This is a genomic window from Microbacterium sp. NPDC087592 (genome assembly GCF_044743585.1).
Lineage (GTDB): Bacteria > Actinomycetota > Actinomycetes > Actinomycetales > Microbacteriaceae > Microbacterium.
In genome coordinates, this window is the sequence record NZ_JBIUWT010000002.1 from 425,622 (window position 1) to 440,029 (window position 14,408).

The window sequence follows — 14,408 nt, forward strand, 5'->3', positions numbered from 1 at the left end:
AGGCTTGCCTTATCAGGGCCTGTTAAAACGTGCTGGCCCCCGATGAAAGGAACATGACTCGATCATGGGTTACATCAAGTCCGCTGCCCTCGAGGAAAAGGGATTCGTCGTCCTCGACAGCTACAACCAGGAGCTCGACCCCAAGGAATGGCTCGACATCGAGTACAACGACTGGAAGTCGTCGGGTGACACCCGCTTCGCGCCGCTCGCCAGTGCCTTCGGCGACATCGAGTGCAACGGCTTCTGGAACCACAAGCCGCCGCGCACCGACAAGGACGGCGTCTGGATCGATTCGCAGACCGAGAAGGCTCCGAACCTGACGCGTCGCGCGCAGGAGCCCGGCGCCAACGTCGGCCGGTGCCGCGTGATCGAGCTGCAGCCGACCCCCTACGGCGAGTGCCTCTACAACCTGCACCAGGACGACAACAACCGTCTGAACCCCGACGGTACCGGCTGGGTGGTCCGCGGCTTCTTCAACCTGACGGACGACAAGGACAGCTACTTCGTCCTGCGCGAGAACCGCACCGACCCGAGCATCGAGTACCGCATCGCTCTTCCGGCCGGCGCGCAGCTCATCGTCGACACTCAGCGCCTGTGGCACGCGGCCACGCACAACGGCACCGAGCCGCGCTACTGCCTCATCACGTCGTGGACCTCGGGCCCCGAGCTCGACGCCTACATCGAGAAGTACAACGGCACTGACGATGTCCCCAACTACGAGGTCGACCAGGAGACGCTGGAGTTCGGCTACGCGGAGCAGGCGCGCAAGGACGCTGCACGTGCGGCGTACTACGCGGCGAAGGGCCAGCAGGTCAAGCAGGCCATGAGCGAGGCCTGATCCTCTTCTGAGCACTGCGAAGGCCCCGGTCCCTGTGACCGGGGCCTTCGTCGTCGAATCACATGCTTGTGATTTCAGGAGATCTCGGCGAGAATGGGCCCACAACCGCATATTCTCGCCACTTCGTGGTTCAGGTCGTTGGGGAAGACGCACCTGATGAAACGGAGAGATCATGGCGACGGCTTACTCACGCGGAGTGGTGTTCATCCACTCTGCGCCTCGCGCGCTCTGCCCACACCTCGAATGGGCGGTGGGTCGCGCTATCGGGCGTGCGGTGAATTTCGACTGGACCGCTCAGCCCGTCCTCGAGGGTGCCCGGCGGGCCGAGTTCTACTGGGACGGCCCTGTCGGCACGGGTGCTGCTCTCGCGACGTCCATCCGCGGGTGGGAGCATCTGCGGTTCGAGGTGACCGAGGACCCCACTCCGCGCAGCGACGGCGGACGCTGGCTGCACACTCCCGACTTGGGTATCCATTACGCCCAGACGGATGCCGCCGGCAACATCGTCATCGGCGAGGACCGGATCCGCTACGCGATGGAGATCGCCGCGGGCAGTGCGATCGAGTTGCAGCGCGAGCTGGACATCGCGCTCGGGTCCGCCTGGGACGAGGAACTGGAGCCGTTCCGGCACGCGAGCGACGACGCCAGAGTCGTCTGGCTCCACAAGGTCGGCTAGCCGACACCACAGACCGGGAGCGGGGGAGGCGTGAGTATCGGATGCCGGTGAATCATCCCGGACGCTGAGAAGACGTATCCCCGCTCCGCACGACGAGGACCCCGCCCCGAAAAGAGGCGGGGTCCTCGTCGTGCAGAGGTGGCTCGCCGGTCAGATGACGGCGGTGTGCTGCAGCTCGTGGGTGCGCGAGTGCGCGCCGCCGCGCACGTCTTCCCAGGCGAGAGCCAGTCGTTGCATGGCTTCGGTCGTCCGCTCCGGCGGGAGAGTGATGGGGATGCGCAGCCGACGTTCGAGCACGCCGCCGGTCGTGAAGCGGGGGCCCGGCGGCAAGACGAGACCATGCTCTCGCGCAGCCAGGGAGAGGGAGGTGGAGAGCGGCGCCCCAATGTCGATCCAGGCCGAGAGGCCGCCGGGCGTAGACGGCATCCGGAACCCGGCGATCCCTGAGACGCCGCGCTCGACCGCGTCGCGCCCTGCGCGCAACCTGCGGCGAACGTGAGACGTCAACGCCGGCATGTCGTCCAACAGCTCCACGGCGATGCACTGCTCCAGCAGGGCGGTGCCCAACTCGAAGGAGGGGCGCACGGCGAGCAGTCGCGCGATCACAGAGCGCTCCGCGCGGATCCAGCCGATGCGCATACCGCCCCAGGCGATCTTCGACATCGATCCGACGGTGATGACATTCGGTCCGCTCGCAGCCATCGGCGCAGGTGCCCATCCGCGATCGATGTCGAGTTCTGCGGTCGTCTCGTCGACGATGAGGTGGGTGCCGACGTTCCGAGCCGTCGTCACGATCCGCGAGCGCTCGTCATCGGGAAGCGTCGCGCCGGTGGGGTTGTGGAAGTCGGGGATGAGGTAGGCGATGTGCGGGCGGGAACCGAGAAGTGTCTCGTTCAGATGCCGGGTGTCCCAGCCGTCGACGTCGACGGGCGTGGGCACCAGTCGGTATCCGTGCCGGTGCAGCGCCTCGAGCGCGTGGGGGAACGTCGGCTGCTCGACCAGTGCCCTTTCACCGCGACGCCCGATGGCCGTGAGGATCAGGTTCACGGCGTTGAGCGCCCCCGACGTGATGATGATCTCGTCGGCGGAGGTCGGTGCTCCGCGATCGCGGAACCGCTGGGCGACGGCTTCACGGAGCTCAGGGAGCCCGCGGAGCGAATACCCGCTGGTGCCGCGCAGGGCCGCGAGGCGGGGAAGGGAGCGGACTGTCGCGTCGTACAGGCCGGGTGTCGAATCCATCGAGGCGATCGAGAGGTCGATGGCGTCGTCGTCGGCGTCCGCGCCCGCAGCGGTGCGACCGTGCGGCAGCGTGACCCGGGTGCTTCCTCCGTGCAGGCGGGAGACGTAGCCGTCGGCCTCCAGCAGGCCGTAGGTGCGGGTGATCGTCGAGCGTGATCGGCGCAGTTCGAGCGCGAGCGCCCGCTCACTCGGCAGACGCTCGCCGACCGTGAGACGGCCGTCGAGGATTAGCGCCCTGATGCGGTCGGCGAGCGCCGTCGCTGCGGTGCCCGCGACGTTATCCACTCCGAGCTGTTCGACGAGCCGTGATCCCATGCCTCCAGCATGGCGCAAAGTGGTCTGATATGCGCAGGCCACTTTGCGGCGAGTGGCTTCGCGTCGGACCGTGGTCCACGGGCCAGAGTAGGAGGATGTTCCTCCGTTCTCTGTTCCTCCCCATAGCCGCCACCAGCCGGCGTGACCTCGTCGAGCGGCTCGTGCAGCTTCTCGTCGGTCTGTTCCTCTACGGTGTGGCACTCGGCTTCATGGTACGAGGCGGCATCGGTGTGGCGCCGTGGGATGTTCTGGCGCTGGGCCTGGCGGGGCAGACAGGCGTCGGATACGGAGCCATGACCGTGCTCGTCTCGATCGTCGTGCTGCTGCTGTGGATCCCGCTGCGTCAGCGGGTGGGGCTCGGCACGGTGCTGAACGCGCTCCTGGTCGGCCCGAGCGCCGATCTGGCGCTCTTCCTGATCCCGCAGCCCTCTTCGGTGTGGATCGGTGCCCCCATGTTCGTCTTCGGGCTCCTGCTCCTCGCCTTCGCGACGGGCCTCTACATCGCTGCGGACTTCGGGCCTGGGCCGCGCGATGGCCTGATGACGGGGCTGGTCCGCCGCACCGGATGGGCGGTGTGGCTCGTCCGCACCATGATCGAGGGAAGTGTGCTGCTCGTCGGCTTCCTCCTCGGCGGCCCGGTGGGCGTCGGAACGGTGCTCTTCGCCTTCGGAGTCGGTCCGCTGATCGGGTGGTTCCTGCCCCGCATCATGCGCATCCGTGAAGCCCGTTCGCGTCAGCTCGGGGCACTGCGCGCCGTCTGAGCGGCTTCGGACTCCGGTCCTGTTGCGCGAAGAGAGGCCCCCGGGATCCCGGGGGCCTCTCTTCGCGTATGCAGGGTCAGTCGGCGCTGGCGACGACCAGAACGGCGTTGTGTCCGCCGAAACCGAACGAGTTGCTGATGGCGATCTGGGGGCCGTCGCCGAGCGGCGTGGCCTCGCCGGAAAGACGGAAAGGAACCGCCGGGTCGGGCTCGGTCATGTTGATGGTCGGCGGAGCGACGCGATCACGCAGCGCGAGAAGCGAGAAGATCGCTTCGAGTGCCCCCGTGCCACCGAGCAGGTGTCCGGTGGAGGCCTTCGTCGCGGACACGGGGATCTCGTTGATCCGGTCGCCGAAGACCTTCTTGAGAGCGACGTACTCGTTCGGGTCGCCGACCGGGGTCGACGTCGCGTGCGCGTTGATGTGCGTGACCTGGTCAGCGGTCACGCCGGCCTCGTCGAGCGCCTGCGTGACGGCCCGCGCCGCGCCGCTGCCCTCGGGGTCGTTCCCGGTGATGTGGTACGCGTCGGCAGTGACTCCGCCGCCGAGCACGTAGCCGTAGATCTTGGCGCCGCGCGCCTTGGCGTGCTCCTCGGTCTCGAGGATCAGTACGGCAGCGCCCTCGCCCATGACGAACCCGTCACGATCGATGGCACCGGGGCGGGAGGCGTGTGCCGGGTCGTCGTTCCGACGTGACAGCGCCTGCGCCGATGCGAACGAGGCCATCGTGATCGGGTGGATCGCGGACTCGGTGCCACCGGCGATCACGACGTCCGCGAGGCCGTCCTGCAGGTGGTGAAAAGCGTGGATGATCGACTCCGTGCTGGAGGCGCACGCACTGACGACGGTCTGCGCATAGGCGCGAGCCTCGAACTGCAGCGAGAGGTTGCCCGCCGCGGCGTTCGGCATGAGCATCGGGACCGTGAGCGGCATGACGCGTCGCGGGCCCTTCTCGCGAAGCGTGTCCCAGGCGTCCAGGAGGGTCCAGAGGCCACCGATGCCGGTGGCGAAGTCGATGCCGAGGCGCTCGGGCGCGACCTCGGGGGAACCGGCGTCGGCCCATGCCTCGCGGGCCGCGATGAGGGCGAACTGCGACGACGGATCCAGGCGCTTGGCCTCGTGGCGGGGGAGCACCTCTTCCGGGCGCACGATCGCCTCGGCGGCGAACGTGACGGGCAGCTCGTACTGCTGAACCCAGTCGTGTTCGAGCGTGCGGGTGCCGGACATTCCGGCCAGCAGGTTCGTCCAGTTCTCCGGGGCCGTTCCGCCGATGGCGGATGTGGCGCCGATGCCGGTGACGACGATGCGCTTGGTCATGGGGTGTGGTTCCTTGTCGAACGTCGAAGGGGGTGAGAGGGCAGGGCGGAGGATGCCACTCCCCGCGAGGTGGGGGGTGGCATCCTGCCGGGATTACTCCTGGCCCGCGACGATGAAGCTGACGGCGTCGCCGACGGTCTTCAGGTTCTTGACCTCGTCGTCGGGGATGGTGACGCCGAACTTCTCCTCGGCGTTGACGACGATCGTCATCATCGAGATGGAGTCGATGTCGAGGTCATCGGTGAACGACTTCTCGAGGGCGACCTCGGAGGCGTTGATGCCGGTCTCGTCGGTGATGAGCTCTGCGAGGCCTGCGAGGACCTCATCGTTGGTGAAAGCCATGTGGTCTTCCTCTTTCTTACGGGTTGTATTCGGAACCGTGGAACAGTCTAGAGAAGGTCAGCGCATTCTCAGGGAAGGACGACGACCTGTGCGGCGAACACGAGTCCGGCGCCGAAGCCGATCTGCAGTGCGAGACCGCCCGAGAGTTCGGGGTGCTCGGCCATCAGGCGGTGACTCGCCAGGGGGATCGAGGCCGCCGAGGTGTTGCCCGTGGTCTCGATGTCGCGGGCGATCACCGTGGTCTCCGGCAGCTTCAGCTGCTTCGCGAACTCATCGATGATGCGCATGTTCGCCTGGTGCGGAATGAATGCGGCGATGTCGGCGGGCTCGACGCCGGCCCGGTCGAGGGCCTCGCGCGCGACCTTGGCCATCTCCCACACGGCCCAGCGGAAGACCGTCTGGCCCTCCTGGCGGAGCGTCGGCCACGGCACCACGCCGTCGCGGAAGTCGGTCAGCGTGCCGTTCATGCCCACCGCTTCGGCCTTCGAGCCGTCGGAGCCCCAGACAGCGGGGGCGATGCCCGGCGTGTCGCTCGGGCCGATCAGTGCGGCACCCGCCCCGTCGCCGAGGAGGAAGGAGATGCTGCGGTCGGTCGGGTCGACGACGTCGGACAGCTTCTCGGTGCCGATGACCAGGGCGTAGCGGGCTGCCCCCGCCTTGATCAGCGCGTCGGCCTGGGCGATCGCGTAGGCGTATCCGGCGCAGGCCGCGTTGATGTCGTAGGCGGCGGCCGGATTCGCACCGACGCGGTCGGCGACGATGGCCGAGACCGAGGGGGTCTGCTTCGGGTTGCTGATGGTCGCGACGATCACCAGGTCGACCTGATCGGCCGGCACGCCCGACTTCTCGATGGCCTCGGCTGCGGCCGTGGTGGCGAGGTCGATGGCGTCGGTGCCCTTGTCGGCACGGGCACGAGTGATGATGCCGGTACGCTGGCGGATCCACTCGTCGCTGGAGTCGATCGGTCCGATCAGGTCTTCGTTCGGCACGGCGTTCTCACCGCGGGCGGCACCGTACGAGTAGATGCGGGTGTAGGCGGGGCCGGTGACCTGGGCGAGGGTGACGCTCATGCGGCTTCTCCGTTCAGCAGCGCGACGGCTGCATCGAGGTCTTCGGGGGTCTTCACAGCAACGGTCGGCACGCCACGGAGGCCGCGCTTGGCGAGTCCGACCAGGGCGCCAGCGGGAGCGAGTTCGATCACACCGGTGACGCCGGCGTCGGAGAACGACTGCATGCACAGGTCCCAGCGCACGGGGGAGGAGACCTGGTCGACGAGGTAGCTGAGCGCCCGAGCGCCGTCAGCGACGGCAGAGCCGTCACGATTGGTCCACAGCGTGATGTCGGGGTTCGCGGGCGTGACATCGGCGACCGCATCGCGGAGGGCCGAGACGGCCGAGGCCATGTAGCGGGTGTGGAACGCACCGGCGACCTGGAGGGGGATCACGCGCGTGCCTTTGAGGGGCTCCTCGGCGAGAGCTGCGAGGGCAGGAAGCGCGCCGGCGACCACGATCTGTCCACCGCCGTTGTAGTTCGCGGGGGCGAGGTCGAGCTCGGCGAGTCGTGCGAGAAGGGCTTCCTCATCGCCACCGAGAACCGCGCTCATGCCGGTCTGCTCCTGCGCTGCGGCATCGGCCATCGCGCGACCGCGGATGCCGACGAGGCGCATGCCGGTCTCGGCGTCGATCACATCGCTGCCGACGAGCGCGGCGATCTCACCCACCGAGTGTCCGGCGATGCCGTCGGCGCGGCGTCCCGCCTTCTGGACGAGTGCGTCACCGGCGATCAGGGACGCTGCGACGATGAGCGGCTGCGCGATGCGCGTGTCACGGATGGTATCGGCATCCGACACCGTGCCGTGTTCGCGGAGATCGACCTCTGCGGCATCCGAGTACGCGGCGAGGCGCTCGGCCACTCCGTCGAGCTCGAGCCAAGGAGCGAGGAAACCGGGGGTCTGCGAGCCCTGACCTGGGCATACGACGACAATCACCCACCCAGTCTGCCAACGATTGCGGCAGAGCGGTGGATGATCCATCACAAGATTGCGAGAAACCCTTGTGTGTGGCGCACAGATCGGCCGGGTATCAGCGCTGCTGTCGCCGAAGCGGGGCTCGTCGCCGCACCTGCTCCGCCGTGCCGATGGAGCCGAGGATCAGCGCGGTCTGCAGGATGAGCGCCTCGCGGGGACCGGTGGCATCCCACCCGATGACCTCGCTCACGCGCTTGAGTCGGTAGCGCACGGTGTTCGGGTGCACGAAGAGCTCGCGGGCCGTCGCCTCGAGGGAGCGCCCGTTGTCGAGGTAGCTCCAGAGGGTGGTGACCAGGTCTGTGGAGTGCGCCTGCAGGGGACGGAAGATGCGCTCGATCAGCGTCTGCTTCGCGAGCGGGTCTCCGGCGAGGGCCCGTTCCGGGAGCAGGTCGTCGGCCTCCACCGGGCGGGGTGCGCTGCGCCAGGCCCGGGCGACCGCGAACCCGGCGAGGGCGGCGCGGGCGCTCTGGCTCGCGTCGACGAGTGCCGCGACGGCAGGGCCGAGGACGACGTAGCCCGGTCCGAAAGACGGCTCGAGTCGGGTCGCGATCTCCTGGAACCCCAGCTCCTCTTCGTCGCCTTCCGCTCCTTCGGCGCGCGCACGCCCGAGGACGAGGACGAGACGAGAGCCCTGCACACCGATGAGCACATCGACGGCGAGCTTTCTGGCTGTTCGGCGCACCAGGTCCACGTCGAACTGCGGAGGGGTGGTGCCGACCAGGACGGCGACCTCGCCGTGACCGTGCCAGCCGAGTGCCGCGATCCGGCTCGGGAGCTCTTCGTCGGCTTCGCCGGTGAGGATCGAGTCGACGACGAGGGCTTCGAGGCGCGCATCCCAGAGGCCTCGAGCCTCTGCGGCTCTGGCGTACACGTCGGCTGCCGCGAAGGCGACATCGCGGGAGTACAGCAGGATCGCCTCGCGGAGATCGTTCCCCCGACCGGCGACGCGTTCCTCGGTGACCTCGACCGTCACGCGGATGAGCTGCAGGGTCTGCTGGAGGCTGACGCTGCGCAGCAGCTCACGCGGTGCCGCGGCGAAGATGTCCGCCGCGATCCACGGCGTGGAGTTGGGGTCTTCGTACCACTGGATGAACGACGTGATTCCCGCCTGGGCCACCAGCCCGACCGCGGAGCGGCGGGCTGGTGGCATGTCGGCGTACCACGGGAGGGTGTCCTCCAGGCGCTTGATCGTCACCGAGGCGATGTCACCGGAGATCCGGCGCAGCCAGGTGAGCGTCGCGGCCTTGTCCATGCCGGAAGGAGAAGAACCTGTCACTGAGGGCTCAGCTTTCGCCACCCGCGTTGCCGCTGGTGCCGGCGTTCACGTCGTGCAGACGGTACTTCTCGATCGCCTGCGCCGCGAGCGAGCGGTCGACCTTGCCGTCTTCGGCGAGCGACTGCAGCGTGCGGACGACGATCGACGGGCCGTCGATCTTGAAGAAGCGACGAGCAGCTGCACGGGTGTCCGAGAAGCCGAAGCCGTCGGCGCCGAGCGTGGCGAAGCGGTTCGGGACCCACGGGCGGATCTGGTCCTGCACGGCGTGCATGAAGTCGCTGACCGCGACGACCGGACCTTCGGCACCCTGGAGCTTCTCGGTGAGATACGCGGTGCGGGGCTCCGCCTCGGGGTGCAGGAAGTTGTGCTCGTCAGCGGCGAGGCCGTCGCGGCGCAGCTCGGTCCAGGAGGTGACCGACCAGACGTCGGCGATCACACCCCAGTCGTTCTTCAGCAGCTCCTGGGCCTCGAGAGCCCAGGGGAGTCCGACACCCGACGCGAACAGCTGCGCGCGGGGGCCGTCGCCCTCGCCGACCGAGATGCGGTGGATGCCGCGGACGATACCGTCCACGTCCACGTTCTCCGGCTCGGCGGGCATCACGATCGGCTCGTTGTAGAGCGTGATGTAGTACATCACGTTCGGGTCCTCGTGGTTGCCGCCGTACATGCGCTCGAGACCGGAGCGCACGATGTGCGCGATCTCGTAGCCGTAGGCCGGGTCGTACGAGATCGTCGCCGGGTTGGTGGCGGCGAGCAGATGCGAGTGGCCATCGGCGTGCTGGAGGCCTTCACCGGTGAGGGTGGTGCGACCGGCGGTGGCGCCCATGATGAAGCCGCGGGCCATCTGGTCTCCGGCCGCCCACTGAGCGTCGCCCGTGCGCTGGAAGCCGAACATCGAGTAGAAGATGTAGACCGGGATGAGCGGCTCGCCGTGCGTGGCGTAGGAGGTTCCGGCGGCGGTGAAGGCCGCCAGTGCGCCGGCCTCGTTGATGCCGACGTGGACGATCTGGCCCTGCGGGCTCTCCTTGTAGGCGAGGAGCAGCTCACGGTCCACCGACGTGTAGTGCTGGCCGTTCGGGTTGTAGATCTTCGCCGAGGGGAAGTACGCGTCCATACCGAACGTGCGCGCCTCGTCGGGGATGATCGGCACGATGCGGTGGCCGAAGTCCTTCGAACGCAGCAGGTCCTTGAGCAGACGGACGAATGCCATGGTGGTGGCGATCTCCTGCGTGCCGGAACCCTTCTTGGGAAGCGCATATGCGGTGTCGTCCGGCAGCGACAGGCCGACGTGCGTCGAGCGGCGCTCCGGCAGGTAGCCGCCGAGTGCCTGACGGCGCTCGAGCATGTACTGGATCGTCTCGTCCTGGGGGCCCGGGTTGTAGTACGGGGGCAGGTACGGGTTCTCTTCGAGCTGCGCGTCCGTGATCGGGATGTGCATCGCGTCGCGGAACGTCTTGAGGTTGTCCAGCGTCATCTTCTTCATCTGGTGGGTCGCGTTGCGGCCCTCGAAGTGCGGACCGAGGCCGTAGCCCTTGACGGTCTTCGCGAGGATGACGGTGGGCTTGCCCTTGTGCTCGGTCGCTGCCTTGAACGCGGCGTAGACCTTGCGGTAGTCGTGGCCACCGCGCTTGAGGTTCCAGATGTCGTCGTCGGAGTAGTCCTTGACGAGGGCGGCTGCGCGCTCGTCGCGGCCGAAGAAGTGCTCGCGGATGTACGCACCGGACTCGGCCTTGTACGTCTGGTAGTCACCGTCGGGGGTGACGTTCATCAGGTTGAGCAGAGCGCCCTCGGTGTCGCGGGCGAGCAGGTCGTCCCACTCACGGCCCCAGACGACCTTGATGACGTTCCAGCCGGCGCCGCGGAAGAACGACTCCAGCTCCTGGACGATCTTGCCGTTGCCGCGCACCGGGCCGTCGAGGCGCTGCAGGTTGCAGTTGACGATGAAAGTCAGGTTGTCGAGGCCCTCGTTGGCGGCGACCTGCAGCTGGCCGCGGCTCTCGACCTCGTCCATCTCGCCGTCGCCGAGGAACGCCCAGACGTGCGACTGGGACGTGTCCTTGATGCCACGGTTCTCGAGGTACTTGTTCGACATGGCCTGATAGATCGCGTTGATCGGGCCGAGGCCCATCGACACGGTCGGGAACTGCCAGTACTCCGGCATCAGGCGCGGGTGCGGATAGGAGGGGATGCCGTGCGGCGCGTGCGACTTCTCCTGGCGGAAGCCGTCGAGCTGGTCCTCGCTCAGGCGTCCTTCGAGGAAGGAGCGGGCGTAGGTGCCGGGGGAGGCGTGACCCTGGATGAAGATCTGGTCGGCGCCGCCCGGGTTGTCGGCACCCTTGAAGAAGTGGTTGAAGCCGACTTCGTACAGAGCCGCCGACGAGGCGTAGGTCGAGATGTGACCGCCGACGCCGATACCGGGGCGCTGCGCACGGTGCACCGTGATCGCGGCGTTCCACCGGATCCAGGCGCGGTAGCGGCGCTCGATCTCCTCGTCGCCGGGGAACTCGGGTTCGTTCTCGGAGGCGATGGTGTTGATGTAGTCCGTCGTCGGGACCATCGGCACGCCCAGGTGCAGCTCCTTCGAGCGCTTGAGCAGGCTGAGCATGATCTCGCGGCCTCGGTCGTGGCCCTTGGCATCGACCAGCTCGTCGAGGGACTGCTGCCACTCGCCGGTCTCCTCCGGATCGCTGTCGAGTGGGCCCTGGGAATAAGGATCCTGGTCGTGCACGGTCACGGGGCGAACCTTTCGTCAAGCTGGCAGGTCATGCCAAGGAAACGGGAAGCGACACGGGCAGCCTTGTCAGCTGTGCACAACGCGCGCCGCAATCAGCCTATCCCTCTTCTACGACACGGGTGCGCATCGGGTGGCCGATACACTGGGTGCACCAGGGCCTTTAGCTCAGCTGGTAGAGCGCCACGTTTACACCGTGGATGTCGTCGGTTCGATCCCGGCAGGGCCCACACCACCTCGAACCCTGGCGGTCGCCGCGTCGCAGTCCTATGCTCCCCGCATGGGACTCCTGACCTTCAGCATCAACATCACCCTCGACGGCTGTGTCGACCATCGGGAGGGCATCGCCGATGAGAAGACCCATCCCCTCTTCACTCAGCTCATGGATGAGTCAGGCGCGATGCTGTGGGGTCGCACGACCTACGAGATGATGGAGAGTGCGTGGCCGGCGGTCGCCCGCGGAGAAGTGGAGGCGGATTCCACGATGCGGGAATGGGCGGTCAAGCTCGACGCCAAGCCGAAGTATGTGGTGTCGTCCACTCGCGAGGACTTCCCCTGGGCGAACAGCCATCGCATCGCCGGAGATCTGCGCGAGGGTGTGCAGAACCTCAAGGACGAGACGCCGGCGGGGGTGCTTGTCGGCAGCGTCTCGCTCGCCGCCGAACTCGACCGACTCGGCCTCGTCGACGAGTACCGGTTCCTCGTCCAGCCCCGGATCGTCGGTCACGGACCGACCCTCTACGAGAGGGGGCTGCCGAGCACGCGACGGCTCGCGCTGATCTCGGCGACGCCGCTCCAGAACGGAGCTATCTGGACGCACTACCGACGCGCCGATTGACTGCGACAGACGGGGAAGGAATCGATCACCGGACCTACCCTTCGCGAGCCATCGGCGCAAGGCCCGCCGCTCCTCGAGCCTCGAGCGCGTACCCTCGGACCCACGGCAAGACTCGATGATCAGGGACGGGGAGTTCTCACACATGGCGCGACGCATCGTCATCAGCGGGGCATCGGGACTGATCGGGTCCGCCCTCGCATCATCGCTCCGCGCCGACGGCGTCGAGGTGACCGCACTCGTTCGCCGGGCTCCGCGGTCCGACGCCGAGGCGCAATGGGCACCGGGGGAGCGTGCCCTCGATCCGGACGTGCTCGCCGGGGCCGAAGCCATCGTCGCACTGGGCGGTGCGAGTGTCGGGCGGCTGCCGTGGACAAAGGGGTACCGTCGTGAGCTGGTCGACTCTCGTCTGCAGGCGACGCGGACGATCACGACCGCTCTGCGTTCTCTGCGCTCCGAAGCCCCGGCCCTCGTGTCGGCGTCCGCTGTCGGCTACTACGGGTCCGTTCCTGGCGAGGTGCTCACGGAGGATTCCACTGCTGGTCAGACGTTCCTGGCCGACCTCACCGTGCGCTGGGAGGCCGAAGCGCGCCAGGCCGAGGACCACACCAGGGTCGCGCTGCTGCGCACGGCGCCCGTCATCCACCGGCGCGGAGTGCTCAAACCCCTCATCCAGCTGACCAGGTTCGGCGTCTCCGGCCCGCTCGGACGCGGCACGCAGATCTGGCCGTGGATCTCACTCGACGACGAGGTGGCGGCGATCCGGCACGTGCTGGACCAGAAGATCGCCGGTCCCGTCAATCTGACGGGGCCCACTCCTGCCTCCGCGAACGACATCGGCCGTGCCCTCGCGGCCCGGATGCACCGTCCGTTCTGGCTGCCGGTGCCGACCTGGGCACTCCGGTTCGCACTCGGCGATGCGGCGGAGTCTCTGCTGCTCCCGGACGCGGACGTGCGCCCTCAGGTGCTGGAGCGCACGGGGTTCCGGTTCACGCACGCCACCGCGGCCGCCGCCGTCGCCGCAGCGCTCTGAGATCTCCCGGCGCCACCCCTCCCGGATCGGCGCCCGGCACTGCAAGACTGAGCGCATGGAGATCATCGAGAACTCGAAGCTCACGGTCGTCGGTGCGGGAAGCGTGGGATCGAGTGTCGCCTACGCGGCGCTGATCCGCGGGTCGGCCCGACACGTCGCGCTCTACGACATCGCGACCGAGAAGGTGGAGGCCGAGGTGCTCGACCTCGCCCACGGAACGCAGTTCACCGGTTCGAGCGACATCGTCGGCGGCAGCGACATCTCGGTGGCCGCGGGGTCGCATGTCGTGGTCATCACCGCCGGAGCGAAGCAGAAGCCGGGACAGACCCGCATCGAGCTCGCCGAGGTCAACGCCGGCATCATCCGTCGCATGATGCCGGATCTGCTCGAGGTCGCCCCGAACGCGGTCTACGTGATCGTCACCAATCCGTGCGATGTGCTCACGGTGATCGCGCAGGAGGAGACGGGGCTTCCGCCGGAGCGGATCTTCGCCTCCGGAACAGTGCTCGACACCTCCCGGCTGCGCTGGAAGCTGGGGGAGCGCGCCGGCGTCTCGACCGCCAGTGTGCACGCGTACATCGTCGGCGAGCACGGCGACACGGAGTTCCCGCTATGGTCGCGAGCGACGATCGGCACGGTCCCGATCCTGGAGTGGGAGACGCCGGGGCACCCGCGATTCACCCTCGACGAGTTGCAGGACATCGCGGTCGACGTGCGCGACGCCGCGTACAAGGTCATCCTGGGCAAGGGTGCGACCAACTACGCGATCGGTCTGTCCAGCGCGCGCATCGTCGAGGCGATCCTGCGCGACGAGCACGCCGTGATGCCCGTGAGCACCGTGCTGCGCGACTTCCACGGTCTCGACGGGGTCGCGCTGTCCGTGCCGTCGATCGTGAGTGCGAAGGGTGCCGTGCCCATCCGTAACACCTCGTTCTCGGACCACGAGCTCGGGCTGCTCCGTCAGTCCGCGGATGCGCTGCAGGCGGCCGCGGCCGATCTGCGCCGCTGAGGGGACGCCGGC

The 14,408-nt window shown here is 68.0% G+C and carries 13 protein-coding genes and 1 tRNA gene; 7 read left to right on the top strand and 7 right to left on the bottom strand.

Annotation, left to right across the window (positions count from 1 at the left end; all coding sequences use genetic code 11):
* Nucleotides 1-64: 64 nt before the first annotated feature.
* Nucleotides 65-838, top strand: coding sequence for a hypothetical protein (locus ACIOTO_RS14995; RefSeq protein WP_029261781.1), 774 nt, complete (start codon nt 65-67; stop codon nt 836-838).
* A gap of 172 nt (nt 839-1,010) precedes the next feature.
* Nucleotides 1,011-1,514 (top strand): DUF3145 domain-containing protein, encoded by a 504-nt coding sequence (locus ACIOTO_RS15000; RefSeq protein ID WP_029261782.1) that lies wholly within the window; start codon nt 1,011-1,013, stop codon nt 1,512-1,514.
* A gap of 150 nt (nt 1,515-1,664) precedes the next feature.
* On the opposite strand, the gene ACIOTO_RS15005 is transcribed toward ACIOTO_RS15000, so the two are convergent.
* Nucleotides 1,665-3,068 carry a PLP-dependent aminotransferase family protein gene (locus ACIOTO_RS15005; RefSeq protein ID WP_400858445.1) on the bottom strand — a complete coding sequence of 468 codons (1,404 nt, stop codon included), beginning with the start codon at nt 3,066-3,068 and terminating at the stop codon, nt 1,665-1,667.
* Nucleotides 3,069-3,163: 95 nt separating this feature from the next.
* Between ACIOTO_RS15005 and ACIOTO_RS15010 the strand changes: the two genes are divergently transcribed.
* The gene (locus ACIOTO_RS15010) at nt 3,164-3,829 is read left to right on the top strand and encodes a YitT family protein (RefSeq protein ID WP_400858446.1); all 666 of its coding nucleotides are present in this window, start codon (nt 3,164-3,166) and stop codon (nt 3,827-3,829) included.
* A gap of 76 nt (nt 3,830-3,905) precedes the next feature.
* Here ACIOTO_RS15010 and ACIOTO_RS15015 read toward each other — a convergent pair whose 3' ends face one another.
* From ACIOTO_RS15015 to aceE, 6 genes are all read right to left on the bottom strand, one after another.
* On the bottom strand, nt 3,906-5,144 hold the full coding sequence (locus tag ACIOTO_RS15015) for a beta-ketoacyl-[acyl-carrier-protein] synthase family protein (protein ID WP_400858447.1): 1,239 nt from the start codon (nt 5,142-5,144) through the stop codon (nt 3,906-3,908).
* Nucleotides 5,145-5,237: 93 nt separating this feature from the next.
* A complete protein-coding gene (locus ACIOTO_RS15020) occupies nt 5,238-5,486 on the bottom strand; it encodes an acyl carrier protein (protein ID WP_017830435.1) in 249 nt (82 codons plus the stop codon).
* 68 nt (nt 5,487-5,554) lie between these two features.
* On the bottom strand, nt 5,555-6,556 hold the full coding sequence (locus ACIOTO_RS15025) for a beta-ketoacyl-ACP synthase III (RefSeq protein WP_400858448.1): 1,002 nt from the start codon (nt 6,554-6,556) through the stop codon (nt 5,555-5,557).
* Nucleotides 6,553-7,473 carry an ACP S-malonyltransferase gene (locus ACIOTO_RS15030; RefSeq protein WP_400858449.1) on the bottom strand — a complete coding sequence of 307 codons (921 nt, stop codon included), beginning with the start codon at nt 7,471-7,473 and terminating at the stop codon, nt 6,553-6,555. Before ACIOTO_RS15030 ends, ACIOTO_RS15025 begins: the two co-directional genes overlap by 4 nt.
* A 94-nt stretch (nt 7,474-7,567) precedes the next feature.
* Nucleotides 7,568-8,764, bottom strand: coding sequence for a PucR family transcriptional regulator (locus tag ACIOTO_RS15035; RefSeq protein ID WP_400858450.1), 1,197 nt, complete (start codon nt 8,762-8,764; stop codon nt 7,568-7,570).
* A gap of 31 nt (nt 8,765-8,795) precedes the next feature.
* Nucleotides 8,796-11,522 (bottom strand): pyruvate dehydrogenase (acetyl-transferring), homodimeric type, encoded by a 2,727-nt coding sequence (gene aceE / locus ACIOTO_RS15040; RefSeq protein WP_400858451.1) that lies wholly within the window; start codon nt 11,520-11,522, stop codon nt 8,796-8,798.
* Nucleotides 11,523-11,676: 154 nt separating this feature from the next.
* Between aceE and ACIOTO_RS15045 the strand changes: the two genes are divergently transcribed.
* The 4 genes from ACIOTO_RS15045 (at nt 11,677) to ACIOTO_RS15060 (ending at nt 14,396) form a co-directional block, all read left to right on the top strand.
* Nucleotides 11,677-11,749 (top strand) — tRNA-Val (locus ACIOTO_RS15045).
* Nucleotides 11,750-11,799: 50 nt separating this feature from the next.
* Nucleotides 11,800-12,357, top strand: coding sequence for a dihydrofolate reductase family protein (locus tag ACIOTO_RS15050; RefSeq protein WP_400858452.1), 558 nt, complete (start codon nt 11,800-11,802; stop codon nt 12,355-12,357).
* 142 nt (nt 12,358-12,499) lie between these two features.
* On the top strand, nt 12,500-13,387 hold the full coding sequence (locus ACIOTO_RS15055) for a TIGR01777 family oxidoreductase (protein WP_029261792.1): 888 nt from the start codon (nt 12,500-12,502) through the stop codon (nt 13,385-13,387).
* Between the two features lie 55 nt (nt 13,388-13,442).
* The gene (locus ACIOTO_RS15060) at nt 13,443-14,396 is read left to right on the top strand and encodes an L-lactate dehydrogenase (RefSeq protein ID WP_105710056.1); all 954 of its coding nucleotides are present in this window, start codon (nt 13,443-13,445) and stop codon (nt 14,394-14,396) included.
* The last annotated feature ends 12 nt before the right edge of the window (nt 14,397-14,408 follow it).

What these genes read in the sequence shown, in the direction of transcription:
- ACIOTO_RS15055 (WP_029261792.1), top strand. Translation starts at nt 12,500, where the DNA reads ATGGCGCGACGCATCGTCATCAGCGGGGCATCGGGACTGATCGGGTCC.
- ACIOTO_RS15005 (WP_400858445.1), bottom strand. Translation starts at nt 3,068, where the DNA reads ATGGGATCACGGCTCGTCGAACAGCTCGGAGTGGATAACGTCGCGGGC.
- ACIOTO_RS14995 (WP_029261781.1), top strand. Translation starts at nt 65, where the DNA reads ATGGGTTACATCAAGTCCGCTGCCCTCGAGGAAAAGGGATTCGTCGTC.
- ACIOTO_RS15010 (WP_400858446.1), top strand. Translation starts at nt 3,164, where the DNA reads ATGTTCCTCCGTTCTCTGTTCCTCCCCATAGCCGCCACCAGCCGGCGT.
- ACIOTO_RS15035 (WP_400858450.1), bottom strand. Translation starts at nt 8,764, where the DNA reads ATGGACAAGGCCGCGACGCTCACCTGGCTGCGCCGGATCTCCGGTGAC.
- ACIOTO_RS15015 (WP_400858447.1), bottom strand. Translation starts at nt 5,144, where the DNA reads ATGACCAAGCGCATCGTCGTCACCGGCATCGGCGCCACATCCGCCATC.
- ACIOTO_RS15020 (WP_017830435.1), bottom strand. Translation starts at nt 5,486, where the DNA reads ATGGCTTTCACCAACGATGAGGTCCTCGCAGGCCTCGCAGAGCTCATC.
- ACIOTO_RS15025 (WP_400858448.1), bottom strand. Translation starts at nt 6,556, where the DNA reads ATGAGCGTCACCCTCGCCCAGGTCACCGGCCCCGCCTACACCCGCATC.
- ACIOTO_RS15000 (WP_029261782.1), top strand. Translation starts at nt 1,011, where the DNA reads ATGGCGACGGCTTACTCACGCGGAGTGGTGTTCATCCACTCTGCGCCT.
- ACIOTO_RS15050 (WP_400858452.1), top strand. Translation starts at nt 11,800, where the DNA reads ATGGGACTCCTGACCTTCAGCATCAACATCACCCTCGACGGCTGTGTC.
- ACIOTO_RS15060 (WP_105710056.1), top strand. Translation starts at nt 13,443, where the DNA reads ATGGAGATCATCGAGAACTCGAAGCTCACGGTCGTCGGTGCGGGAAGC.